The organism is Afifella sp. IM 167 (assembly GCF_020144925.1).
Lineage (GTDB): Bacteria > Pseudomonadota > Alphaproteobacteria > Rhizobiales > Afifellaceae > Afifella.
The window spans coordinates 226,496-248,673 of record NZ_NSLC01000006.1 but is presented as its reverse complement, the minus strand read 5'-3'; the positions used below and the strand labels follow the sequence as shown (position 1 = coordinate 248,673).

The 22,178-nt window shown below is 65.8% G+C and carries 25 protein-coding genes; 11 read left to right on the top strand and 14 right to left on the bottom strand.

Features of this window, described 5'->3' with window-relative positions; genetic code table 11:
• The first annotated feature begins 10 nt into the window (after positions 1-10).
• From mobB to CLD20_RS12935, 5 genes are all read left to right on the top strand, one after another.
• Entirely contained in the window at positions 11-529 is a 519-nt protein-coding gene (mobB, locus tag CLD20_RS12955) for a molybdopterin-guanine dinucleotide biosynthesis protein B (protein WP_224407066.1), read from the top strand.
• Positions 526-1,845, top strand: a complete 1,320-nt coding sequence (gene glp / locus CLD20_RS12950; RefSeq protein ID WP_224407065.1) for a gephyrin-like molybdotransferase Glp — start codon at positions 526-528, stop codon at positions 1,843-1,845. Before mobB ends, glp begins: the two co-directional genes overlap by 4 nt.
• A 126-nt stretch (positions 1,846-1,971) precedes the next feature.
• Positions 1,972-2,745, top strand: a complete 774-nt coding sequence (locus CLD20_RS12945) for an ABC transporter substrate-binding protein (protein ID WP_224407064.1) — start codon at positions 1,972-1,974, stop codon at positions 2,743-2,745.
• A gap of 62 nt (positions 2,746-2,807) precedes the next feature.
• Complete coding sequence (locus CLD20_RS12940) at positions 2,808-3,518, top strand: ABC transporter permease (RefSeq protein ID WP_224407063.1); 711 nt, start codon at positions 2,808-2,810, stop codon at positions 3,516-3,518.
• Positions 3,515-4,426, top strand: a complete 912-nt coding sequence (locus CLD20_RS12935; RefSeq protein ID WP_224407062.1) for an ABC transporter permease — start codon at positions 3,515-3,517, stop codon at positions 4,424-4,426. The genes CLD20_RS12940 and CLD20_RS12935 overlap by 4 nt, the downstream gene beginning before the upstream one ends.
• 5 nt (positions 4,427-4,431) lie before the next feature.
• Here the strand turns inward: CLD20_RS12935 and CLD20_RS12930 are convergent, their stop codons facing one another.
• The 3 genes from CLD20_RS12930 to ade form a co-directional block, all read right to left on the bottom strand.
• Positions 4,432-4,887: a hypothetical protein gene (locus CLD20_RS12930; protein WP_224407061.1), complete on the bottom strand. Its 456-nt coding sequence runs from the start codon at positions 4,885-4,887 to the stop codon at positions 4,432-4,434.
• A gap of 139 nt (positions 4,888-5,026) precedes the next feature.
• Positions 5,027-5,368 (bottom strand): hypothetical protein, encoded by a 342-nt coding sequence (locus CLD20_RS12925; RefSeq protein ID WP_224407060.1) that lies wholly within the window; start codon positions 5,366-5,368, stop codon positions 5,027-5,029.
• 76 nt (positions 5,369-5,444) lie between these two features.
• Positions 5,445-7,229 (bottom strand): adenine deaminase, encoded by a 1,785-nt coding sequence (ade, locus tag CLD20_RS12920; RefSeq protein ID WP_224407171.1) that lies wholly within the window; start codon positions 7,227-7,229, stop codon positions 5,445-5,447.
• A gap of 163 nt (positions 7,230-7,392) precedes the next feature.
• Here ade and CLD20_RS12915 point away from each other — a divergent pair, with 163 nt between their 5' ends.
• Positions 7,393-8,262, top strand: coding sequence for an NAD(P)-dependent oxidoreductase (locus CLD20_RS12915; protein WP_224407059.1), 870 nt, complete (start codon positions 7,393-7,395; stop codon positions 8,260-8,262).
• A 27-nt stretch (positions 8,263-8,289) separates the two neighbouring features.
• On the opposite strand, the gene CLD20_RS12910 is transcribed toward CLD20_RS12915, so the two are convergent.
• On the bottom strand, positions 8,290-8,778 hold the full coding sequence (locus CLD20_RS12910) for a VOC family protein (protein ID WP_224407058.1): 489 nt from the start codon (positions 8,776-8,778) through the stop codon (positions 8,290-8,292).
• Positions 8,768-9,790, bottom strand: a complete 1,023-nt coding sequence (locus CLD20_RS12905; protein WP_224407057.1) for a D-cysteine desulfhydrase family protein — start codon at positions 9,788-9,790, stop codon at positions 8,768-8,770. Before CLD20_RS12905 ends, CLD20_RS12910 begins: the two co-directional genes overlap by 11 nt.
• Before the next feature lie 31 nt (positions 9,791-9,821).
• Between CLD20_RS12905 and CLD20_RS12900 the strand changes: the two genes are divergently transcribed.
• Positions 9,822-10,748 (top strand): LysR family transcriptional regulator, encoded by a 927-nt coding sequence (locus tag CLD20_RS12900; protein ID WP_224407056.1) that lies wholly within the window; start codon positions 9,822-9,824, stop codon positions 10,746-10,748.
• Between the two features lie 20 nt (positions 10,749-10,768).
• Here the strand turns inward: CLD20_RS12900 and CLD20_RS12895 are convergent, their stop codons facing one another.
• The 3 genes from CLD20_RS12895 to CLD20_RS12885 form a co-directional block, all read right to left on the bottom strand.
• Positions 10,769-11,257 (bottom strand): Lrp/AsnC family transcriptional regulator, encoded by a 489-nt coding sequence (locus tag CLD20_RS12895; protein WP_224407055.1) that lies wholly within the window; start codon positions 11,255-11,257, stop codon positions 10,769-10,771.
• A gap of 83 nt (positions 11,258-11,340) precedes the next feature.
• Positions 11,341-11,964: a uracil-DNA glycosylase family protein gene (locus tag CLD20_RS12890; RefSeq protein ID WP_224407054.1), complete on the bottom strand. Its 624-nt coding sequence runs from the start codon at positions 11,962-11,964 to the stop codon at positions 11,341-11,343.
• Positions 11,965-11,967: 3 nt separating this feature from the next.
• A complete protein-coding gene (locus tag CLD20_RS12885; RefSeq protein WP_224407053.1) occupies positions 11,968-12,579 on the bottom strand; it encodes a glutathione S-transferase family protein in 612 nt (203 codons plus the stop codon).
• A gap of 215 nt (positions 12,580-12,794) precedes the next feature.
• Here CLD20_RS12885 and CLD20_RS12880 point away from each other — a divergent pair, with 215 nt between their 5' ends.
• Positions 12,795-14,285, top strand: coding sequence for a HAMP domain-containing sensor histidine kinase (locus tag CLD20_RS12880; RefSeq protein ID WP_224407052.1), 1,491 nt, complete (start codon positions 12,795-12,797; stop codon positions 14,283-14,285).
• Between the two features lie 5 nt (positions 14,286-14,290).
• Here CLD20_RS12880 and cobT read toward each other — a convergent pair whose 3' ends face one another.
• Positions 14,291-15,319, bottom strand: coding sequence for a nicotinate-nucleotide--dimethylbenzimidazole phosphoribosyltransferase (gene cobT, locus CLD20_RS12875; protein WP_224407051.1), 1,029 nt, complete (start codon positions 15,317-15,319; stop codon positions 14,291-14,293).
• 147 nt (positions 15,320-15,466) lie between these two features.
• Between cobT and cobS the strand changes: the two genes are divergently transcribed.
• Positions 15,467-16,252 carry an adenosylcobinamide-GDP ribazoletransferase gene (gene cobS, locus CLD20_RS12870; protein ID WP_224407050.1) on the top strand — a complete coding sequence of 262 codons (786 nt, stop codon included), beginning with the start codon at positions 15,467-15,469 and terminating at the stop codon, positions 16,250-16,252.
• A 45-nt stretch (positions 16,253-16,297) separates the two neighbouring features.
• Positions 16,298-16,927 (top strand): TIGR02281 family clan AA aspartic protease, encoded by a 630-nt coding sequence (locus tag CLD20_RS12865; protein ID WP_224407049.1) that lies wholly within the window; start codon positions 16,298-16,300, stop codon positions 16,925-16,927.
• Positions 16,928-16,941: 14 nt separating this feature from the next.
• Here the strand turns inward: CLD20_RS12865 and dusA are convergent, their stop codons facing one another.
• Positions 16,942-17,946 carry a tRNA dihydrouridine(20/20a) synthase DusA gene (dusA, locus tag CLD20_RS12860; RefSeq protein ID WP_370636892.1) on the bottom strand — a complete coding sequence of 335 codons (1,005 nt, stop codon included), beginning with the start codon at positions 17,944-17,946 and terminating at the stop codon, positions 16,942-16,944.
• A 136-nt stretch (positions 17,947-18,082) separates the two neighbouring features.
• Between dusA and CLD20_RS12855 the strand changes: the two genes are divergently transcribed.
• The gene (locus CLD20_RS12855; protein ID WP_224407047.1) at positions 18,083-19,258 is read left to right on the top strand and encodes a site-specific integrase; all 1,176 of its coding nucleotides are present in this window, start codon (positions 18,083-18,085) and stop codon (positions 19,256-19,258) included.
• Positions 19,259-19,267: 9 nt separating this feature from the next.
• Here CLD20_RS12855 and CLD20_RS12850 read toward each other — a convergent pair whose 3' ends face one another.
• From CLD20_RS12850 to CLD20_RS12835, 4 genes are read right to left on the bottom strand one after another with little or no spacing between them, the layout of a single operon-like run.
• On the bottom strand, positions 19,268-20,656 hold the full coding sequence (locus CLD20_RS12850; protein WP_224407046.1) for a hypothetical protein: 1,389 nt from the start codon (positions 20,654-20,656) through the stop codon (positions 19,268-19,270).
• Between the two features lie 11 nt (positions 20,657-20,667).
• Positions 20,668-21,189, bottom strand: a complete 522-nt coding sequence (locus tag CLD20_RS12845) for a hypothetical protein (RefSeq protein ID WP_224407045.1) — start codon at positions 21,187-21,189, stop codon at positions 20,668-20,670.
• The gene (locus CLD20_RS12840) at positions 21,137-21,610 is read right to left on the bottom strand and encodes a hypothetical protein (protein ID WP_224407044.1); all 474 of its coding nucleotides are present in this window, start codon (positions 21,608-21,610) and stop codon (positions 21,137-21,139) included. The genes CLD20_RS12845 and CLD20_RS12840 overlap by 53 nt, the downstream gene beginning before the upstream one ends.
• A complete protein-coding gene (locus tag CLD20_RS12835; protein WP_224407043.1) occupies positions 21,607-22,116 on the bottom strand; it encodes a ubiquitin-like domain-containing protein in 510 nt (169 codons plus the stop codon). The genes CLD20_RS12840 and CLD20_RS12835 overlap by 4 nt, the downstream gene beginning before the upstream one ends.
• Positions 22,117-22,178 lie beyond the last annotated feature (62 nt).

The window sequence follows — 22,178 nt, the reverse complement described above, 5'->3', positions numbered from 1 at the left end:
CCGCCACGCGATGCGGCCTCCCGTCTTCGGCATCACCGGCTGGAAGAATTCCGGCAAGACGACGCTCGTCACCCGGCTCGTTACCGAGTTCTCCCGGCGCGGGCTCACTGTCTCCACCCTGAAGCACGCCCACCACGCTTTCGATATCGACCATGCGGGCACCGATTCCTTCCGCCACCGCGAGGCCGGGGCCCGCGAGGTGATGCTGGTCTCCGGCAAGAGGTGGGCCCTGATGCACGAGCTTGCAGAAGAGGAGGAGGAGCCGGCGGCGGAGGAGATGATCGACCGGCTGTCGGCCTGCGACCTCGTTCTCGTCGAAGGCTACAAGCGCGAGCGCCATGCCAAGATCGAGGTGCGGCGCAGGGACGGCAGGCCGGGTCAGGCGCTCGCCTTGGATGATCTGACCATCCTCGCCATCGCCTCCGATCACGAGACGGAAACAGGCGGCCTTCCCCGCTTCGATCTCGACGACGTCGTCGGCATTGCCGATTTCATCAGCGACCATCTCGCTTTACCCTCCCGCTCATGACGGATGACCGGCAGACCCGGCTCGCCGACGATTGCTTCGTGCACGATCGCGACCGCCTGAAGCATGCGGAAGCGCTTCTCATCCTGAAGGAGCGGATCGGCCGCATCGTCGGCGAGGAGACCATCGCGCTCGCACAGGCGAGCGGGCGGATCCTCGCCGAGGAGATCGCCGCGCCGCGAGCCGTTCCCGGCTTCGACAATGCCGCCGTCGACGGCTACGCCTTCCACTTCGCCGACCATGAGGCGACGGGCGGCTTCTTCCCGCTCGCCGGGCGCGTCGCGGCCGGCCATCCGGCCGAGGGCGCGCTTGCGCCGTTTTCCGCCGCGCGCATCTTCACCGGCGCGCCGATGCCGGAGCGGGCTGATACGGTCGCCATGCAGGAGGATTGCGAGCGGCACAGCCAGGACGGGCAGGAATTCGTCGTCGTGCCGGCGGGCCTTCGCGAAGGCGCGAACCGCCGCCGCGCCGGCGAGGACCTGAAGGCAGGCGCGATCATCGCGGCACCTGGCATGCGCCTGCGCGCGCCCGAGGTCGCCGCCATCGCCTCGACCGGACGGGCAGAGGTGAAGGTCTTTCGCAAGGTGCGGGTCGCCCTCCTGTCTTCCGGCGACGAGCTTGTCCGGCCGGGCGCGGCGCTGCCGCCGGGCGGGGTCTACGACGCCAACCACTTCCTGCTCGCCTCGCTGCTGGCGAGCCTGCCGGTGGAGGTCACCGATCTCGGCATCGTGTCGGACCGGGCCCCGGCGGTGCGCAATGTCCTGGAAGAGGCGGCGAGAAACCACGACGCCATCCTTGCCACCGGAGGCGCCTCGCGCGGCGAGGAGGACCATCTCGTCACCGCCTGGGAAACACTCGGCAAGCGGCATCTGTGGCAGCTCGCCATCAAGCCGGGCCGGCCGATGTCGTTTGGGCAGATCGGGGCTGGCCAGATCGGGCCCGGCCAGACCGGCCAGAACGGTGCCTGCGCGACGCTCGGCCTGCCCGGCAATCCGGTGGCCGCCTTCGTCTGTTTCCTTCTCTATGCGAGGCCCGTTCTCCTGGCGCTCGGCGGCGCGGCCTGGAGCGAACCCTTGCGCTTTTCCGTTCCCGCCGGCTTTGCCATCGAAAAGAAAAAGGCCGACCGGCGCGAATTTCTGCGCGGACGGCTTGTGGAGGGGCCCGACGGACTTGTCGCCGAGAAATTTCCGCGCGACGGCTCCGGCCTGATTACCGGCCTCAGGGAGGCGAGCGGGCTCATCGAGATCACCGAGGAGACGACCTCGGTCGCGCCCGGCGATCCGGTCACATTCCTTCCCTTCGCCAGTTTCGGCATCTAACAAAAAACGACCGCTTGCCGCAGGGAGAGGTCGTGCAAGATAGTTGCGCAGGCCTAATTTTTCAGCCGATTATGCTCTCAGGCGGTCCGCGTTCGGGGCCGCATGCCAAGAAAACTGGGAGACAGCATGACCCTTTTCCGCAGCCTGGCGGCCGCCGCCGCCCTCCTTGCCATCGCAGCCGTACCGGCCGCCGCGCAGGAGAAGATCCGTATCGGCACGGAAGGCGCCTATCCGCCGTTCAACGAACTGACCTCCGACGGCAAGCTCCAGGGCTTCGATATCGACATCGCCAAGGCGCTCTGCGACGAAATGAAGGTGGAATGCGAGTTCGTCACGCAGGACTGGGAAGGCATCATCCCGGCGCTGCTGGCGGGCAAGTACGACGCGATCATCGCCTCCATGTCGATCACCGACGAGCGCAAGGAGAAGGTCGACTTCACCAACAAGTACTACAACACGCCGCCGGCCATCGCTGTCGCCAAGGACAGCGACATGACCGAAGCGACCGAAGAATCGATGCAGGGCAAGGCGCTCGGCGCGCAGGCTTCCACCACGCATTCCAACTACGCCCAGGCGCATTTTTCCGGCGCCGACATCAAGCTCTACCCGACCGCTGACGAGTACAAGCTCGACCTTTCCAGCGGCCGTCTCGACGCCGTCATCGACGACGTCGTGGTCCTGTCGGAATGGGTGAAGAGCGAAGACGGCGCCTGCTGCAAGATTCTCACCACGCTGCCGATCGATCCGGTGATCAACGGCGAGGGCGCCGGCATCGCGCTGCGCAAGGGCGAGGACGAGCTTCGCGAGAAGTTCAACACCGCCATCCTCGCCCTGCGCGAGAACGGAAAGTACAAGGAAATCAACGACAAGTACTTCGATTTCGACGTCTATGGCGAATAGCGTTCGCCCGAAATGCCCGAAGGCGGCCATGGCCGCCTTCGCCGGAGGGAAGGTAGCCGGGCTTGGCTGATCTTTTCAGCCTTCTCTCCTTCGGGCCGGATGGCTGGGGAGACGAGCTTCTTGCCGGTCTCGGCGTGACGGTGGCGCTCGCCCTCGTCACGCTGCCGGTGGGGCTCGTCCTCGGTTTTCTCCTGGCGCTCGCCAAGGACAGCGGCGACAGGGCGCTGGTCTCCGCCTCGACGATCCTGACGACGATCTTCCGCGGCCTGCCGGAGCTGCTCACCCTCTTCATCATCTACTATGGCGGGCAGATCGCCCTGCAGCAGCTCTTCCGCCTGCTCTTCGACCGCTACATCGAATTCTCGTCCTTCACCGCGGGCGTCATCGCGCTGTCGCTGGTCTTCGCCTCCTTCGCCAGCGAGGTCTTCCTGTCCGCCTTCCGCGGCATACAGAGCGGGCAGTACGAGGGTTCCTACGCGCTCGGGCTCCGCCCGACCTCCACGATGCGCCTCGTCATCCTGCCCCAGCTGATCAAGCTCGCCCTGCCGGGGCTTTCGAACCTGTGGCTGATCCTGTTGAAGGATACGAGCCTCGTTTCGGTCATCGCGCTCAACGACCTCCTGCGGAACACCAACATCGCCGTCGGCGTCACCAAGGAGCCGTTCTTCTTCTACGCCGTCGCCTGCCTCATCTATCTCAGCCTTTCCCTTCTTTCCTCCGTCGGCATCGGCAGCATCGACCGCTGGGCACGCCGCGGCGAGGGCGCAAGATGAGTGTCGGGGACGTCGCGGCCGACGACCGCGCCTATGTCTCCGAGCAGCTGATCGCGGCGCAGCCGCCTCCCCCGGAGGCCCGGCGCTGGAGCAAGGCGCGCATCGCCGGCCTCATCCTCCTCGGCATCTGGACTGCGGTCGCGGCCGGTCTGGTGCTCTTCTTCATCCGCGAATGGAACCCGTCGCTGCTGCAGCGCTACGGCCCGCGGCTTCTCCACGGCCTTCTGGTGACGATTGAACTGGTCGGCATCGCGGTCATTGTCGGCGCGGCGCTCGCCTGCCTCGTCGGCGCGGCGCGGCTGTCGCGGAACAAGTTCATCGGGACTTTCGCCTACGCCTATGTCTACTTCTTCCGCGGCACCCCCCTGCTCGCGCAGACCTTCCTAGTCTATTACGGCGCCGGCCAGTTCCGCGATTCCTTCGAGGCGGCGGGGCTCTGGTGGTTCTTCCGCGACGCCTTCAACTGCGCGGCGCTCACCTTCACGCTCAATACCGCTGCCTACCAGGCGGAAATCTTCCAGGGCGCCATCCGGGGCGTGCAGCGCGGCCAGTGGGAGGGCGCGCGTGCGCTCGGCCTGTCGCGCACCGTCATCTTCTTCAAGGTGATCGCCCCGCAGGCGCTGATCACCGCGCTGCGCCCGCTCGGCAACGAGATCATCTTCATGATCAAGGGCTCGGCGATCGCCTCCGTCATCACCGTCTACGATCTGATGGGCGAGACGCGGCTCGCCTTTTCGCGCTCGTTCGACTTCCAGGTCTATCTCTGGGCGGCAGGGCTCTACCTCATTCTCGTGGAGACGCTGCGCCGCTTCTGGGACGCCTTCGAGGCACGCCTCACCCGCCACCTCAAGCGCGCCGAGCAGACGCCGAAGGGCAAGCGCGTCGTCGACACGCAGATGGGGGCGTAGCCCCGCTATCTGGCCGGCGGGACAAGCGCCGCCACACGGTGCCAGGAGACGTCGGGGCCATCCGGCGCCACCATCGGGGCGCGGTCTCCCATCAGCCAGCGCACGAGATCGGCATAGTCGAAGAGAAGCGAGACGAAGAGCGAGACGGCCAGTACGACGACAAGCTGGCGATAGGGCGCCGGATAGGCGCCCTTTCCCAGCCGCCAGACGATCCAGACGAGAAGCGGCGTCCACAGCACGACATGCGGCAGGGCGAGAAGGCGCACCATGCCGTGTTCGGCGTAGAGAACGCTCATCCATGTCGCGACCGCCACGGCGACCGCAAGGAGGATCAGGCCATCCTTCCGGGTGGCGCGCGCAAAGAGGAGCGCCATCCCCGAGATCGTGGTGATGACACCCAGCCACACGACCCACCAGCGGATGAGCGGCGGCAGGGACCAGACGGCTTCGGGGAAGGTCACCAGGGGCCTCCGTCGCGAACGCATCGACGGACAGCGGGCGGGCAAGGCCCGTTCCCGCATGTCGCAGGCTGCAATCTAGCGCCGGACGGCCTGCGCCCGAATTACCGCGGCCTTAAAGATCGGAAAGACGGGATGGCCGTCAGACGCCGCGGGCGCGCTTTTCCCTCGCCTTGCGCACCTCGTCGAGGATCTTGGCACCGGTCAGGTTCCTGACGAAGCCGTGGCAGGCGAGCGCCACCATGAAGGCGGTCGCAAACTCATCGAGATCGGCATCGGGCCGGTCGCCGATGCGGCGGATCCAGGAATAGACGGATATGTCCTCGAAAAGCCGATCGACCGGCACGGACTGGCCGCCGCCGATGCGTTCGATGCCGAAATCCGTCACGGCCCATTGCCGGCCGCGCCAGTAGACGCCCTCCTGCGGGGCGATAACGGCTGAAGGACCGGCCTTCGGGCCGGCATTCGTGGAATCGTCGCTCATTTTCCTCCTCGCACGCCCCCGAGAGCGGCCTAGCAGGTGGGCGGAGGGCAGGGAAATGGGCGATTTGACATCGCAGCTAGACGAAAAGGTCCGTCTTTTCGAACTTCGTCACGTCGATCAGCCCCTCGTCGGAAATGCGCAATTCGGGGATGACGACGAGGGCGAGCAGCGAATGCTGCATGAAGGCGTTGTTGAGATCGCAGCCGCAGGCCTGCATCGCCGCCACCATCTTGGCCGTCTTGCCGGCGACCACCTCCGCCCGCTCTTCGGAAAGAAGCCCGGCGATCGGTAATTCCACCATCGCCAGTACCTTTCCTTCCGAGATCACCACGACGCCGCCGCCGACCTCGCCGAGACGGTTCGCGGCCCGGGCCATGTCGGCACGGTCGGTGCCGACGACGATCATGTGGTGGCTGTCATGGGCGACCGTGGAGGCGACGGCGCAGGGCCGGTCGTAACCGAAGCCGGAGACGAAGGCGTTCTCGACACGGCCGGTACCGCGATGGCGCTCCACCAGCGCAAGATGGGCAACGTCCTGCGCCGCGTCCGCCTCCAGATACCCGTCCGTCGCGGAAAGCACCCGCTCCAGCGCCTTGGTCGGCGCCTGGTTCTCGATGACGCCGACGACGCGCACCTTCGCCTCCGCCGCCCCTTCGGGCGCGGCCACCGCGAAATCGGCCGCCGTCAGCTGCTTGCCGAGCTTCACCCGCCCCTTCGCCTCGGCCGGATAGGGCCAGGCCGGGATGTCGGCGACGAGCTTGCCGTTCTCGGCGAGGAGCTTTCCCCGGCCATAGACGGCGTCGATGGCGAGCGAGGGCAGGTCGGAGACGAGGAGAAGGTCGGCGCGCCGTCCCGGCGTGATGGAGCCGAGCTCGCGTTCCAGGCCGAAATGCTCGGCCGTGTTGAGGCTCGCCATCTGGATCGCCGTCACCGGCCTCAAGCCCTCGGCGATGGCATGGCGCACCACCCGGTCCATATGCCCGTCATGGACGAGCGTGCCGGAATGGCAGTCGTCGGTGCACAGGATGAAACTGCGTGGATCGAGCCCCTTCTCGGTCACGGCCTTCACCTGCGCGGCCACATCGTACCAGGCCGAGCCGAGCCGCAGCATCGCCTTCATGCCTTGGCGCACGCGGGCAATCGCATCCTCCATGCGCGTGCCTTCGTGGTCGTCTGCGGGACCGCCGGCAACATAGGCATGAAAAGCGGGGCCGAGGTCGGGCGAGGCATAATGGCCGCCGACCACCTTGCCGGCGGAGACGGCGGCGAGGATCTCGCCAAGCATCTTTTCATCGCCCGAAGCGACGCCGGGAAAGTTCATCACCTCGCCGAGGCCGATCATGCCCGGCCAGGAGATCGCCTCGGCCACCTCCCTGGCGCCGAACTCCGCCCCGGCATTTTCGAGGCCCGGCGCGGAAGGCACGCAGCTCGGCACCTGGACGAAGACGTTGATCGGGGCGGCCAGCGCCTCGTCGTGCATCAGGCGGACGCCGAAAAGGCCGAGAACGTTGGCGATCTCGTGCGGGTCGATGAACATCGAAGTGGTGCCGTGCGGGACGACGGCGCGCACGAATTCCGTCACCGTCACCATGCCGCTTTCCACATGCATGTGCGCGTCGCAGAGGCCGGGCACGAGATAGCGGTTCTCCGCCTCCACCACCACGGTCCCCTCCCCGATCGTGTGCGAGGCGTCCGGCCCGCAATAGGCGAAGCGGCCGCCCGCGATGGCGATATCGGTGCCGGCGACGATCTCGCCGGAATGCACGTTCACCCAGCGCCCGCCGCGGATGACGGTATCGGCGGGCGAGCGCCCGGCGGCGACATCGACAAGGCGGGGCGCCACCTTGGTCCAGGCAAGCATCGTCTCGGCCAATTCACCCTCCGCTCAAACGCGCCGTCGCCGGCGGCTCGGACAGCCATAGCGCTTTCCAGCCAATCTCGCGCGCGCCTTGAACCTGACAAGACCCGCCCGATTGTTCTAGAACAGAGACAAGACAGGCAATCCCGAGGAGGGGAAACGGACAATGGCGAAAGTCGCTTTCATCGGCCTTGGCGTGATGGGCTTTCCGATGGCCGGGCATATCGCCGGCAAGGGGCACGAGGTCACCGTCTACAACCGCACCCACGGCAAGGCCGAGAAATGGGTCGATAAATACGGCGGCAGCCATGCGCCGACCCCGGCAGAGGCCGCGGAAGGCGCCGAGTTCGTCTTCTCCTGCGTCGGCAACGACGAGGATCTGAGATCCGTCACCCTCGGCACGGGCGGGGCTTTCGGGGCGATGGCGCCCGGCGCGATCTTCATCGACAACACCACGGCGAGCGCGGAAGTCGCCCGCGAACTCGGCGAAGCCGCCGAGAAGGGCCATTTCGGCTTCCTCGACGCGCCGGTCTCCGGCGGCCAGGCGGGCGCGGAGAACGGCCAGCTCACCGTCATGGTCGGCGGCGACGAGAAGGTTTTCGAAAAGGCCCGTCCCGTCATCGACTGCTACGCCAAGATGATCGGCCTGATGGGCCCGGTCGGCGCCGGCCAGCTCACCAAGATGGTCAACCAGATCTGCATCGCCGGCCTGGTGGAGGGCCTTTCGGAAGGCATCAACTTCGCCCAGAAGGCCGGCCTCGACGTGGAAAAGGTGATCGGCGTCATCTCCAAGGGCGCGGCGCAGAGCTGGCAGATGGAAAACCGCTGGAAGACCATGGTCGACGACCATTACGACCACGGCTTCGCCGTCGACTGGATGCGCAAGGACCTTTCGATCTGCCTCGGCGAGGCGCAGAACAACGGTGCGCTCCTGCCGGTGACGGCGCTGGTCGACCAGTTCTACGCCGAGGTACAGGCGATGGGCGGCAAGCGTTGGGATACGTCCAGCCTGATGCGGCGGCTGCAGCGGTTCTGAACCCCGACGCCGGCAAGCTCGACCATCTCAAGAGAGGCCTTCCCAATACGCCAGGCTCCCTTCCGGGGGCACATGCATGACTTCCAGCTTCATGCCGTCCGGGTCGGAAAAGAAAAGGGCATAGTAGCCCGGCTCATAGTCGTATTCGCATGGCGGATCGAGGATGACGACGCCGCGATGGAGGAGGAATGCGTGGAAACCGTCGACGCTGGCACGGTCTTCAACGTTCCAGGCCAAATGGTGAAGGCCGGGCGTATAGCGATCATGGGTCCGAAGCTTCTGCGGATCGGCAACGCTCATGATGAGCCAATGCAGGCTTCCGTGCGGTGCCCAGCTGGCCCAGGCAAGACGCGTCGCGCTGTTCTCGACGAGCCGGTAGCCGAGCCGATCCATTACCGGCTCATAGAAGGCTTTTGAGCGTGCGAGGTCGGAGACGGTCAGGCGCAGATGATTGATCGTTCCGCGACAGTTGCCGTGGGGACGGCCAACGGGAACGCCTTTTAGGTCAGACAGCATCAGCATCTCTCCTTCTTGTCGTTTCCGGATAGGCGAAGAGCGCTGGCGCGCCACCGCTGTGCCAGAAAAGCACGCGGGCGCCGGCAGATACCTCGCCAGACCTGCAAAGATCTAGAAGGCCGGCAAGCGCCTTGCCGGTGTAAACAGGGTCCAGGAGAAGACCCTCACGACGCGCGGCGATGCGGACGGCGTCGATGGTCTGCCGATCGGGCTCGCCGTAGGCAGGTCCGCGCGCTCTGTCATCGACGAGCACGTCGAACGTGTGAGGGGTTTCGCCGAGCTTGCGAGCCGTCGCGCGACAAAGACCATCGACAAGTCCTGCCTGCGCCTCGGCTTCGCGGCCGACGCTGAAGCCGATCAGCCGCTCACACACCTCGCCTCCGGCGCAACCGACCTGCAAACCTGCATGCATGCCGCCGCTGCCGCTGGCAAAGACGACAATGTCAAAAGGTCGATGGCGGTGGCGGGCCATCTGAAGCCACAACTCACCCGCTGCCTGGACGTATCCCAGGCAGCCGATCGGGGTCGAGCCGCCTACCGGGATGACATAGGGCCTCCGCCCGCAGGAGCGCAGCTTATCCGCCCTTCGCTGCAGAGCCGGCGCGCTCTCCTCGCCTTCGCCCAGTTCCTCAACGTCGGCATCAAAGAGATCGAACAGGGCTCGGTTGCCGGTGCGCTCGCAAGTCTCGGCGCTCCGTGCTCCTGTGGCTGTCGTCAAGAGCAGGCAGTCCAGGCCAAGGATTTTCGATGCCGCGGCCGTCAGCCGGCAATGGTTCGATTGGCTGGAGCCAGCCGTCACGACCATATCGGCGCCCTCCGAAGCAGCGGCAGCCAAAAGGTATTCAAGCTTGCGCACCTTGTTTCCGCCTCCGCCGATCTCGGTCAGGTCGTCCCGCTTGATCCACAGGTCGATGTCGAGCATTTCGCTGAGGCGCAGCAGGCGATGGAGCGGCGTCGGACCGCTCATCAAGGGCCGGCGCGGAACTTTCGACAGGGCGCTCCAAAACCTCATTCCAATCCTCCCGGCACGCCACGAGTCGCGCTTGCGGATAGAAGCCGCAGGAGGATATGATCGACAAATGGAATTACTTGATCAGCACAATCGGGAAATTCGATCGGCTGACTTCGCCATCGACCTGGAGGTCCTGCGAAGCTTCTGCACGATCTCAGAGATCGGCAACATGACCCGCGCGGCGCAAAGGCTGGGACGGGCCCAATCGACGCTCAGTTCGCACATCCGCCGCATCGAGGACGTCTACGACTGCGCCCTGTTTCAGCGCACGAGCGACGGCATGCGTCTTACCGATAAGGGCTATGTCGTCCTCTCCTGCGCACAGAGGATCCTTCATACCCACACCAAGGCACTCGCCGACCTGAAAGGACCGAGGCTGTCGGGCCCCCTTCGCGTCGGAATCATGGACGACTTCGCGATCGAGCGCTTTCCGGCAATCCTCAAGCGCTTTGGGGCGGTCCATCCCGACGTTCGCCTTGAGATCGAGGTAGGGCTGAGCGCTCGGCTGCATTCACGGCTGCAGGACGGCGAGATCGACCTTGCCGTCGCGCGGCGCCATCCCGGTGAGAGCGGGGGCAGGTTTCTCGCCCGCGAGGCGCTCTGCTGGGTGGGTCCTCCGGCGGGTATCGACATCGACGAGAGCGCGCCGCTTCCCCTTGTCCTCTTCACGCCCGATTGCCTCTATCGAGAGATCGTCCTGAAAGCGCTGGACGCTGCAGGGCGCAGTTGGAGGATCGTCGCCGTTTCCAGTACGCTCGCCGGTGTCGTGGCGCCCACTTTTGCCGGATTCGGCGTCACGGTTCTTGCGCAAGGCACCATCCCACGCGAGTTGAGACGGATCGACGATGGCGCCGGTCTGCCGAGCCTGCCTGAAACGGAGATCGCCATGTTTTCAAGGAAAGGCAGCTCCAGCGAGGCGGCTGAAGCGCTCATGGACACGATTACCTCGCAGTTCTAGCGCTCTCTGCGCCGAGCGCCCTACCCCTTCGCCTTCGCCGGAGGGTCGAGCTTCATGTAGTTGAGCGGCAGGGCCGTGCCGTCCTTGATCCGCTCCATCGCGAAGGCGGAAGAAACGTCGGTGATGTCGATCTTCGCCACGAGGCGCTTGTAGAAGGCGTCGTAGGCCTCGATGTCCGGCACGACCACCTTCAGAAGGTAGTCGACCTGCCCGCTCATCCGATAAAACTCCACCACCTCAGGCATTTCGGCGATAATCCTGGCAAATCGAGTCAACCAGTCGTCGTTGTGCTGATTGGTGGTGATGAAGACGAAGACGGTGACGCGGGCGTTGACGGCCTTCGGGTCGAGCACGGCGACGCGGCCGCGGATCACCCCGTCCTCCTCCATCTTCTGGATGCGGCGCCAGGCGGGGGTCGTCGACAGGCCGACGCGGCGGGCGATCTCGGCCACCGGCAGCGTCACGTCTTCCTGCAGAATCGACAGGATCATCCGGTCGATGCGGTCCATCTCGTCCTCGACAGATACGTCGCAGCCTTAGACCATCCCCTGCCGCCGGCGCGCAAGCGCCCGCTCATGCGACAGGAGGCCGGTCAATCGTCGCGCAGGAGCGCGCGCACCCTCCTGCGCAGTTCCGGCAAAAGCTCGGCCGCGAAAAAAGGATGGCGCTTCAGCCAGCCATTGTTGCGCCAGGAAGGGTGCGGAAGGGGCAGAACCGGCGGCGGGCCACTCTTTTCAAGGATCGCGCGCCAGTCCTCGACGGTCTCGGTGAGGCTGGCGCGCTTCAGGCCGCGAAGATGCCAGCCGATGGCGTACTGGCCGATGGCAAGAACGAGTTCGATCCGCGGCATGGAAGCGAAGACTTCCTCGCGCCAGGCGGGGGCGCATTCGCGCCTCGGCGGCAGGTCGCCGCCCTTTTCGTCCTGGCCGGGAAAGCAGAAGCCCATCGGCACGATGGCGACACGGCTTCGGTCGTAGAACTCCTCGGGCGTGACGGCGAGCCAGTCGCGCAGCCTCTCGCCGGAAGGATCGTTGAACGGCGTCGTCGTGGCGTGCGCCAGCGTTCCGGCCGCCTGACTGGCGATGCAAAGCCGCGCCGTGGAGGAGATCCGCAGGATGGGATTCGGCTCGTGCGGCAACGGCGCCCTGAGCGGCCGCTCGGCGCAGATGCGGCAGGCGCGCACCCGGCGCGCGAGATCCTCGGCTGTTTGCACCACGTCTTATGCGGCGGCGCTCGGGCGGGCTTTCACCCGCTCGTGCCAGGCACGCAAAGCGGCCAGTTCCTCCGGCACCTCGAGCCTTGCCGGCTTCATGAAATCGATGGCGACGAGACCCGTGATATCGGCGACCGAGAAATCCTCGCCGGCGATGAAGTCCCTCTCCCGCAGCTCCGTGTCGAGCCATTTGAGGATCGCCGGCACGCGCCCGCGCGAGGCCTCGGCAAGCGCGCCGATCTGCGGGACCTCGAGCTCGGCCATCGCCGGATGGGAATGGCGGAAAACGCTGGCAACGAGAAGCAAGAGGTCGAGCTCCATGCGCCGGTTCCACATCTCGATCGTAGCGATCTCGCGGGCATCCCGGCCGAACAGGGAAGGCTCGGGCTGGAGCGCTTCGAAATAGCGGCAGATCGCCATCGTCTCGCAGATCGGCGTGCCGTCGTCGAGCACGAGCACCGGCAGACGGCGCATCGGATTGAGTCGCAAGAACGCGTCCGAATAGTGCTCCTTCCTGCCGATATCGATCGTCTCGACCGGCACCTCGATCCCTTTCTCGGCGAGGAAGATTCGCACCCGGCGCGGATTGGGCGCGCGCCCGCCATCGAGAAGCTTCATGCCATTCCTCCCCTTCTTTCCGTCACTTAACCCAGCCGATCCGGCAATGTTCGCGCCGTTACGGTCTCCTTAACCATCTTCGCTCGGCCGATTTTAACCGCGCCGGCCTACCACGGAAGCCGGGAAAGAGAGTTGGGGTTTGTCGAATGGTCAGTGCCGCGCACACGGCGAAGGCGGCTCAGTCGCCTGATACGTCGCGAGCCGCGCGCCGCAACATGATCACGCGCGCACTCGTGCGCAACGTGCCCACCGGCGCCCAGCCGAGCGACGCCCTTTTCCATTTCGAAGTGGAGATGTCGGAGGCCTACGCGGCCAACCGCGCCTCCTTCGGCCTGACCATGGCCGGCCTTATCGTCGTCCTCGTCGGCGTCCTCGCCTTCGTCGGCAATCTGCGCTGGGGTCTGGCGTGGGGCTCGACCGCCCTTCTCCTCCACCTCGTCGCGGTGGTGAGCTGCCGGCACTACATGGCGCTCAAGCCGAATTCGCGCTCGCTGGTGGACTGGAAGCGCCGCTTCATCGCCATCGAGACGCTCTACGGGCTCGCCTTCGGCGCCTATCCGTTCCTGTTCCCGCACACTTTCCTCGCCGAAGGGCTCGTCGGCGTCGACGTGGTGCGCTTTGCGATGGTCATCGTCTTCATCTCGCTGAGCGCGCTGGTCGCCGCGCCGCTCCTGTCGGCGGCCGTCGTCTCCACGCTGCCGATCGCTGTCGGTCTCGCCGCCGCCCATATGCTGTCGCCGAACATCGTCGACATCCTCGTCGCGCTCTGCGCGCTGGGGGCGGAGCTCCTCTTCCTCTACCTGACGGCGCAGCTCAATCGCCAGTACGCCCAGAACCTCATCTTCCGGGCCGAGAAGGACGCCGCCTTCGCCGAGATCGAGCAGGGCAAGGCCGTTTCCGACGAGGCGCGCCGCCGGGCCGAAGCGGCGAACATGGCCAAGAGCCAGTTCCTGGCCACAATGAGCCACGAGCTGAGGACCCCGCTCAACGCCATCCTCGGTTTCTCCGAGGTGATGCGCAACGAAATGCTCGGGCCGATCGAGAACGACGCCTACAAGGACTACCTCAACGACATCTACAATTCCGGCCAGCATCTGTTGAAGCTGATCAACGAGATCCTCGACCTGTCGCGCATCGAGGCCGGCAAGCGGGAACTGCGCGAGGAGCTGCTTTCGCTCGTCTCCGTCGCGCGGGAGGCCAAGGGCCTTCTCGACCTCAAGGCACGGCAGAAGAACATCAAGGTCTCCGAGCATTTCGAGGAGGACATGCCGAAGATCGTCATCGACGAGCAGGCGATCCGGCAGGTGACGCTGAACCTTCTCGCCAATGCGCTGAAGTTCACGCCGGCGGGCGGCGAGGTGCTGGTGAAGGTCGGCCGCACCCAGGCGGGCGGGCAATATATCTCCGTGCGCGACAACGGCCCGGGCATCCCGGAGGACGAACTGCCGATCGTCCTCTCGGCCTTCGGCCAGAGCTCCATTTCCATCAAGAACGCCGAGCAGGGCACCGGCCTCGGCATCCCGATCGTGCAGGCGCTCATCCACCTGCATGGCGGCAGCTTCCTGCTGCGCTCCAAGCTCGGCGTCGGCACGGAGGCGATCGCCATCCTGCCGGCCAAGCGCGTCGTCTCGGCCTTTACCGACGACAACCGCACCTGGGCGCTGATGCAGGCGAAGAAGCCGGCCCGGATGAAGAAGGCCGGCTGAGCGCCTCAGCCCTTTTCCGACACGCCCGCTTCGGCGAAGGTCGCCATGTTGGAATGGCAGTAGGCCGCCGTGCGGATCAGCGAGGCGGCGAGCGCCGCGCCCGTGCCCTCGCCGAGGCGCATGCCGAGATCGAGGAGCGGCGCGCCGCCCATGGCCTCGACCGCATGGCGATGCGCCTTCTCGGCCGAGCAATGGGCAAAGAGGCAGTGATCGAGCGCCTCGGGACGGATCTTGTAGGCGACGGCGGCGGCCGCCGTGGTGACGAAGCCGTCGACCAGCACCGGGACGCGGTTGAGCCGGGCGGCGAGGATCGCGCCCACCATGGCGGCGAATTCGCGCCCGCCGATCTTCTGCAGGATGGTCAGCGCGTCCTTTTCGCCGGCGACGCGCTCCACGGCGAGGCGCACCGCCTCCACCTTGCGCTCCAGGCCCGGCCCCTCGGCGCCGGCGCCGCGCCCGACCCATTCGGCCGGATCGCCGCCGAAGAGCGCGCAATAGAGGGCGGAGGCGACGGTGGTGTTGGCGATGCCCATCTCGCCGAGGCACAGAAGGTCGATGCCGCCCTCGATCGCTTCCATGCCGTAGGCGATGGTGCCGGCGCAGTCGCGCTCCGTCAGCGCGTCCTCCACGGCGATGTCGCCGGTCGGCACGTCGAGCGCCAGCTCGTAGACCTTGAGGCCCACTTCCAGCGATTGGCAGAGCTGGTTGATCGCCGCGCCGCCGGCCTGGAAATTCGCCACCATCTGCTTGGTCACCGCAGCCGGGAACGGCGAGACGCCGCGCGCGGCGACGCCGTGATTGCCGGCGAAGACCGCGACCAGCGGACGCGCGACGACGGGCTTCTCGCTCCCCTGCCAGCCGGCGAGGAAGATGGCGATCTCTTCGAGGCGGCCGAGGCTGCCGGTAGGCTTGGTCAGCTGCGCCTGCCGGTCGCGCGCCGCGGCGATCGCGGCGGCATCGGGTTTCGGCAGGTCCTGGAAGAGGTTGCGGATATCATCAAGCGGCGAGGTGTCTGTGGCGGAATGGGTGGACACGAATCTGGTACCTTCAGCTGGGCTGGCGACGTGGTTCTTCCCCGGGCTTAGAACGCACGGAACGGCGGCGCAATGCGGCAGGCCGTGCGACCAGACGCCAGCGCCACCTCATCTCGCCGGCACCCGAATTCAGAAAGGCGACCCCCCGTGAGCGATCTTGCCGAAAACTTCCGCCGCCTGCCGGTCGATACCCGGGCGTGCCTCGCCTTCTTCTCGCGCCTGCCGATCGCCGCGCCCCTGGTGGAGCCCGGCACGCAAGGACGGGGGCTTGCCGCTTCGGCCGCCGCCTGGCCGCTCGCCGGCGCGCTGATCGCCCTGACGCCGGCGGTGATCCTCTCGCTGATGCTCGCCTTCGGCGCATCGCCGCTGCTTGCCGCGATCGTTTCTCTGGCCGCCCTTGCCGGCATCACCGGCGGCCTGCACGAGGACGGGCTCGCCGATACGGCGGACGGCTTCGGCGGGGGAACGAGCAACGCGGCGCGGCTCGAGATCATGCGCGACAGCCGCATCGGCTCCTACGGGGTGCTCGCCCTCATCTTCGTCATCGCCATCCGGATCGCGGGTCTTGCGGAAGTCTCGCTGTCGCCGGCGACGGCCGGCTTCACGCTGATTTCGGTCGCCGCGCTGGCGCGCGCCGGGGCGCTTTTCCACTGGTCGGCGCTCGGCCATGCGCGCGCCGACGGCATCGCCCGCTGGGCCGGGCGGCCGGACAGCGCGGGCCTCGCCTTCGCCGGTGTGCTGGCTGCGCCGGCCGGGCTCATCCTTCTCGTTCTCTTCGGCTTTTCGGCGATCTTCGCCGTCATCCTCGCCGGGCTCGGCGTCTATCTCTTCACCCGGCTCGCGCGGCGGCTGATCGGCGGCCATACGGGCGACACGATCGGCGCATCGGTCCTCATCGCAGAGGCGCTCCTCTTCGCAGGACTGGCGCTCTAGGGCGCAAATCCCCATTTCCCGGCCATGGTTGACCTCGCCCTGCCCATGCTGGACACCGCTGACGACACCTGGCCGCGCCTCATCTACCTGATCGCGCTGCTCATCCTCGTCGGCGGCGGCATCTTCGCCTATCGCGGCCGCTTCGGAGAGGCGGTGAAGCACGCCCTCACCTGGGTCGCGGCGGCGCTCGTCCTCGTCACGCTCTATGCCTATCGCGGCCCGCTCGCCGATTTCGCCGCGCCCGTCCTCGACGCGCTGGCGCCCGGACGGATGACCGTCGCCGTCGACGAGAGCGGCCGGCGCAGCCTCACCGTGGCGCCCGATGCGAGCGGCCATTTCAGCCTGACCGGAGAGGTGGACGGCACGCCCGTCGACTTCGTCGTCGATACGGGCGCCTCCAGCCTCGTGCTGACCTACGAGGACGCCGAGCGGGCCGGCGTCGATGTGGGCGAGCTCACCTTCAACCGTATGGTGGAGACGGCAAACGGCACGACGCTGCAGGCGCGCACCATCATCGGCGAATTGAAGGTCGGGCCGCTGACGCTGCGCAACGTGCCGGCGGGCGTCGCCCAGCAGGGCCAGCTCTTCACCAACCTCCTCGGCATGAATGTCCTTTCCCGCTTCGCCTCCTGGCGGGTGGAAAAGGGCCGGCTGATCATCGAGCCGGAAATCTAGGAAACCTCAGAAGCTCAGGCGGCGACGCGCCCGTCCTCGGCCAGGCCGCCAGCCTCGGCGACCGCGAAGAGCGCCTTTTCGATCACCTCGGGCCCCGCGCCCTCGCGCACGCCCTCCACGGTGAGGATGCGCCGCCAGGCGCGCGCGCCCGGCCTGCCGGCAAAGAGGCCGAGCATCGGCTTGACCAGCGCCGGCATGCGCCCGCCGGCGGCGAGCTGCGCCTCGGCGTAGGGGAGCATGCGCAGCGCCGCGTGGCGAAGGTCGGCATCGGGCACCGGCTCGCCGTAGATTTTTCGGTCGACGGCGGCGAGGAGGCCCGGATCGTGATAGGCGGCGCGGCCGAGCATGACGCCGTCCACCTTTTCCAGATGCATCCGAACTTCATCGAGGCCGACGATGCCACCGTTGATGCCGACGAAGATGCCGGGCAGCCGCTGCTTGAGCCGGTAGACCCGGTCGTAGTCGAGCGGCGGCACATCGCGGTTCTCCTTCGGCGAGAGGCCCTGGAGCCAGGCCTTTCGGGCATGCACCCAGAGCGCGTCCGCGCCGGCCGCGTGTGCCTCGTCGGCGAGACGGTCGAGCGCCGGGCCGGTCTCCTGCTCGTCGACGCCGAGCCGGCATTTGACGGTCACGGGGATATCGACGGCCGCCTTCATCGCTGCGACGCAGCGCCCGACGAGCTCGGGTTCGCGCATCAGGCAGGCGCCGAAGGTGCCGGACTGCACCCGGTCGGACGGACAGCCGACATTGAGGTTGATCTCGTCGTAGCCGAAGGAAGCCCCGATCCGCGCCGCCTCGGCGAGGCGATCGGGCTCCGAGCCGCCGAGCTGCAGGGCGAGCGGGTGCTCGGACGGATCGAAGCCGAGGAGCCGTTCGCGCGCGCCATGGATGACCGCCTCGGCGGTCAGCATCTCGCTATAGAGGAGAGCACGCTTCGTCAGGCCGCGATGGAAATAGCGGCAATGCCGATCCGTCCAGTCCATCATGGGCGCAATGGCAAAACGCCGAGATACGCTAATCTGCGATTTTCCTTCTTTTTCCACTACTTAGTCCATGTCTTTCATTTTTGCCCTTGCCTCATTTCGGCTCATTTCGTACCTTTTTAGCCGGAAAGTACAACAAATGTTGTACCGCTAATGGCAATGTTGTACCGATATGGGCACGATCGTTAAGCGTTCACGCAAGGATGGATCTGTAGCATGGCTCGCGCAGATTGTCATAAAGCGCGGCGGCAAGATCGTCCTGCGTGAGAACAAAACCTTCGAGCTCCGGTCGACGGCCAACGCCTGGCTCAGCCAACGCGAAGATCGGCTCGGTGAACCTGGCGCACTTGAGGCCGCGCTCAAATCCAGGTCGAGTGGGAACCAAGACCCGACGCTCTCCGATGCGATAGATCTCTACATCCGCGAAAGCAACAAGAAGATCGGTCGGACAAAGGCGCAGGTGCTCAGGAGCATCAAGGATTTCGATATCGCCGACAAGACATGTGCCTCGATCACGAGCGCCGATATCGTAGCGTTCGCGCGCGAAAAACTCGAGAGCGGGGTTCAGCCGCAGACCGTCTCGAATTACCTCTCTCACCTCGGCGCTGTATTCGCCATCGCGCGCCCTGCCTGGGATTACCCTCTTGACCGGCAAGCCATGCAAGACGCCTGGATCGTCGCCGACCGCCTGGGTTTGGCGACGAAGAGCCGTGAGCGCGATCGTCGGCCAACCCTCGACGAACTCGATAGGCTTATGCAGCATTTCAAGGATCGATCGACTTCCAGGCCGTCATCAATTCCGATGCACCGGATCATCGCTTTCGCCATCTTCTCGACCCGCCGGCAGGAGGAGATCATCCGGATCACCTGGAAAGACCTCGACAAGGATGGCAATCGCGTACTGGTGCGCGACATGAAGAATCCGGGGCAGAAGATCGGCAACGATGTGTGGTGCGACCTGCAGGAGGAAGCCCTTTCTATCGTTGCGGCCATGCCCAAAGTCGCCGATCAGATCTTCCCTTACACCACGGACGCGATCGGCGCGTCGTTCACGCGAGCCTGCAAGCTTCTCGGAATCGACGACCTACGCTTTCATGACCTGCGGCACGACGGTGTTTCGAGGCTGTTCGAGCTTGGCTTGAACATACCCAAAGTCGCCTCCAACTCCGGTCATAGGTCGTGGACATCGCTCAAACGCTATACGCATCTGCGGCAGACAGGCGATAAGTACGACGGCTGGAAGTGGCTCACGGAGGTGACCAGGAAGGACCCTGCCCTGAAACTTGTCCAACACGGCCAGTTCCCCCGGAGACGGCGTTCCCAGCGGACGGCAGGCCGAGACCATTAAGCGATCGCGTCACCGGTCTCGGGTGTCAGGCGCCTCCGCCATCGCGAAGCCCGGATTAATATTCACAAAATTACCTGGGTGACGAGACACGATTCTTTGGTCGAGACCGAGCAGATCGATGTCGATCAGTTGATGCACGATACCTCCATGCAGCAACCGCAGAACCTCCGATAAGGCCAACGCTGCCGCGACCGAGCCCACGAACGGTGCGCCGACAGCCTTGCCGGCAAGCAACGTCATGCCGCAGCGATCAAGTACGCCGTCTGCAAGAAGCTTCGCATAAGCCGGACGATCCTCGACCTTTTCGCCTTGCCGTGCCTCCTTCCACATGTCGGCGGCGGGACGACGTCCAGGCAGGACGTGAAGTCTCATAGTCCGGAAGTCGCGATGCCCCCGCCCAAGCCCCGCTTCGACAATAAAATCGAATCCGACCTGGTCCAACGCTCTCCGGCCGGCACCGTTGTCGAGCCCGCAAAGTGCGACCGCCGGCTCATCCCCCTGCCGCTTGAAGTCCGCAGCGAACAGGCGCTCCTGGATAGAAGTCGCAAAGCCGCGCCGCTCGGCCCAATCCGCCATCGCCCGAGTCTTCTTCTTGCCGACAATGGTGGAGTCGCTCAGGATCGACGTGCTCTCCGTAGAGTCGGTGACAACATCAATGTCCTGCAGGACAAGAGCCACCTCGGACGGATCCTGGTAGGGCAGCAGCCCGAGGCCCCACAGATAGGCTTGGCCCAAATGACCAAGACCAATCAACCAAAGCCGAGATGGCAGAAAGGTCAAAGGCGGCTCGGTTTCGTCCGGCATCAACCAATCGACCTCCGGGCCGGGACGCCACAACGAAAGTCCCACAGCACGCCGACCCGCCGCAGGCATGCCTCCGCCCACAAACAGGAATGCTTCATTGACGGCCAGCGCGGCCGCCAGCATTCCGCTGAGCGGCATGGCGCTCCCGCCCTCCACCTCCAGCTCCGAATGGATCGGCAGGATGCCGCCGCGCCAACCTGCCGCGAAGGTACGGACACAGAAGCCATCACGCCGCTCCCGCGCACCTCCACCGATCACGATCGTCGCAGCATCGGATTTCGCCTCGTCAACCGACCCGCCTAGCGCCCGGACAGCGTCGGCCAAGGTGCGCCCGAGGGGCATAGCCAGCTTGAGCGGCTCCTCAAGGGCTCCGGTGATTGTTACACCACCAAGGAATACCCGCCGAGCGAGAGCGACCGTTGTCAACAGCGTAGCCTGCTGAACGGGATCGTCAGCGGCCGCGCCATCGATCTCCACCGTCAATCGGTAACCTCGAAAAAGCGCTTCCGCCTCGGCGACGCTTGTAGCCACTCCGCTGTCAATCGCGTGCTTAACCAGGCGATGAAGGGAGTCCGGCGATATCTGCGCGGTCATGGTCCACTCCTCTAGAACAGACTGATGTGAAAGAACTCGCGGCGCTCGGATGGCCGCACGGTGTTCCATTGCTTGGCGCCCAAATAACGATAGATTCCGACGTCGCGGCGGGGCTGATGGCCAGTGGCGAACCGCGGTAAGATCAGCGCGATATGCCCCGCGCGCGCGATCATGGGATGATCGCGGTCTGAACCGCTCTGGCCTGACCCGCCCGGGTGCACATGAACATCGGCCACGACGATCAGGCCTCGTTTCCGGCAAATCGCCCAGAGGTCGCTGAAATAGCGGCCGTCGAACCGGACGATGCCGCTATCGAGCGCGTGCGGATCGAGATCGTCATAGAGCACGAAGTCGACGATCCTCGCCCTTCCACCTTCGCGATGACCGAGGAGGAATGCCCCACTCTCGCGGCTGCGACTGCGACCGCGTTCGCGTAGCTTCGCCTTCAAACGGCGCCACACAAACCACGAGCAGGACAGCTCATGCCGCGGAGCGAAGAGGCGACGCATAGTCACGGGACTGAAGAAGTTCATGGACAAGCTCCAAGTATTGAACGACTCCCTCGGCGGGGCGCCAGATCTTCGACGGCATCTCGCGACGCCAGTTGTCATGCCCGACCAGGCTCTCCCGGTCGCAGGGCAGGTAGAGGGCGGTGCCGCTCTTCCAGTCAGTGCGGAAAACCGCGGACACGCGCCCGCCTTGACCGCGCGGCCAGAGGTCAAACGCGAGGACCTTGCCCGTTTTCATGTCCCAGGGACCGCCGGTCGGCGCCGCCTGCGGGTAGCCGGCACAGTTCAGGCGAAGCACGTATTCCCGGCCGTCCTTGGCGAGGATGCCAAAGAACGCGAAGGGCCAGTTTAGGCTGATCAGCTTCCAGCGGCCTTCCGACTGCCCGAGGCGGAACGCGGCCTTCGCCACGTCCGCCTCGAAGGCGCGCTGGTCCGGGCCGGTCACGCTTCATCCCCGGAGGCACCGTTGATCCGCTCGTCGGGCACGAGATCGAAAGCGACGCCGCAAACCTTGCCGTTGGTCAGCGCACCGATATGCGTCCCCGGCGCCGGCCGGTCATGCGTGCCCGCGATCTGCAGTACGTGCTCGCCGGCCTCCTCGTCGGACATGCCGAACTTCTTCTCGGCGGCCCAGCGTTTCACCCGCGCCACGGTGGCGCTCGGAGGAAAGCGGCGATTGACCGTCTCGCCGTTGAACGTCACCGTCACCTCGACGTGGCGGCAGCGGTGGATATGGACCTTCAGCCCCTTGGTGGTGGCGCGGTCCTTAAGAAGGACGCCCGCGTCAATCGGCTCGTCCTCATCCTCGATGAACAGCAGCGCATCAACGGGAATCTGGTGTTTTTCAACGAGACGGGCCTTAAGGACAGCGAAGGTCGCGTCGGGCTCGAGCTCGAGATGCTCGACCTCGCCGACGCCTTCGCCCTGATAGAAGAGATCAATGGACTTCATGGATTTGCACTCCGCGGGATCGAAGTGCGCGGCGGGATTGCCCGGCTTCGTCCCTTACTGGC

Coding starts and splice junctions, on each gene's coding strand:
- CLD20_RS12935 (WP_224407062.1), top strand. CDS start 3,515: ATGAGTGTCGGGGACGTCGCGGCCGACGACCGCGCCTATGTCTCCGAG.
- CLD20_RS12895 (WP_224407055.1), bottom strand. CDS start 11,257: ATGGACCGCATCGACCGGATGATCCTGTCGATTCTGCAGGAAGACGTG.
- CLD20_RS12845 (WP_224407045.1), bottom strand. CDS start 21,189: ATGAACTTCTTCAGTCCCGTGACTATGCGTCGCCTCTTCGCTCCGCGG.
- CLD20_RS12905 (WP_224407057.1), bottom strand. CDS start 9,790: ATGAGGTTTTGGAGCGCCCTGTCGAAAGTTCCGCGCCGGCCCTTGATG.
- CLD20_RS12880 (WP_224407052.1), top strand. CDS start 12,795: ATGATCACGCGCGCACTCGTGCGCAACGTGCCCACCGGCGCCCAGCCG.
- CLD20_RS12850 (WP_224407046.1), bottom strand. CDS start 20,656: ATGACCGCGCAGATATCGCCGGACTCCCTTCATCGCCTGGTTAAGCAC.
- ade (WP_224407171.1), bottom strand. CDS start 7,229: ATGCTTGCCTGGACCAAGGTGGCGCCCCGCCTTGTCGATGTCGCCGCC.
- CLD20_RS12910 (WP_224407058.1), bottom strand. CDS start 8,778: ATGCTGTCTGACCTAAAAGGCGTTCCCGTTGGCCGTCCCCACGGCAAC.
- CLD20_RS12915 (WP_224407059.1), top strand. CDS start 7,393: ATGGCGAAAGTCGCTTTCATCGGCCTTGGCGTGATGGGCTTTCCGATG.
- CLD20_RS12865 (WP_224407049.1), top strand. CDS start 16,298: ATGCTGGACACCGCTGACGACACCTGGCCGCGCCTCATCTACCTGATC.
- CLD20_RS12925 (WP_224407060.1), bottom strand. CDS start 5,368: ATGAGCGACGATTCCACGAATGCCGGCCCGAAGGCCGGTCCTTCAGCC.
- glp (WP_224407065.1), top strand. CDS start 526: ATGACGGATGACCGGCAGACCCGGCTCGCCGACGATTGCTTCGTGCAC.
- CLD20_RS12835 (WP_224407043.1), bottom strand. CDS start 22,116: ATGAAGTCCATTGATCTCTTCTATCAGGGCGAAGGCGTCGGCGAGGTC.
- CLD20_RS12855 (WP_224407047.1), top strand. CDS start 18,083: ATGGGCACGATCGTTAAGCGTTCACGCAAGGATGGATCTGTAGCATGG.
- CLD20_RS12945 (WP_224407064.1), top strand. CDS start 1,972: ATGACCCTTTTCCGCAGCCTGGCGGCCGCCGCCGCCCTCCTTGCCATC.
- CLD20_RS12885 (WP_224407053.1), bottom strand. CDS start 12,579: ATGAAGCTTCTCGATGGCGGGCGCGCGCCCAATCCGCGCCGGGTGCGA.
- mobB (WP_224407066.1), top strand. CDS start 11: ATGCGGCCTCCCGTCTTCGGCATCACCGGCTGGAAGAATTCCGGCAAG.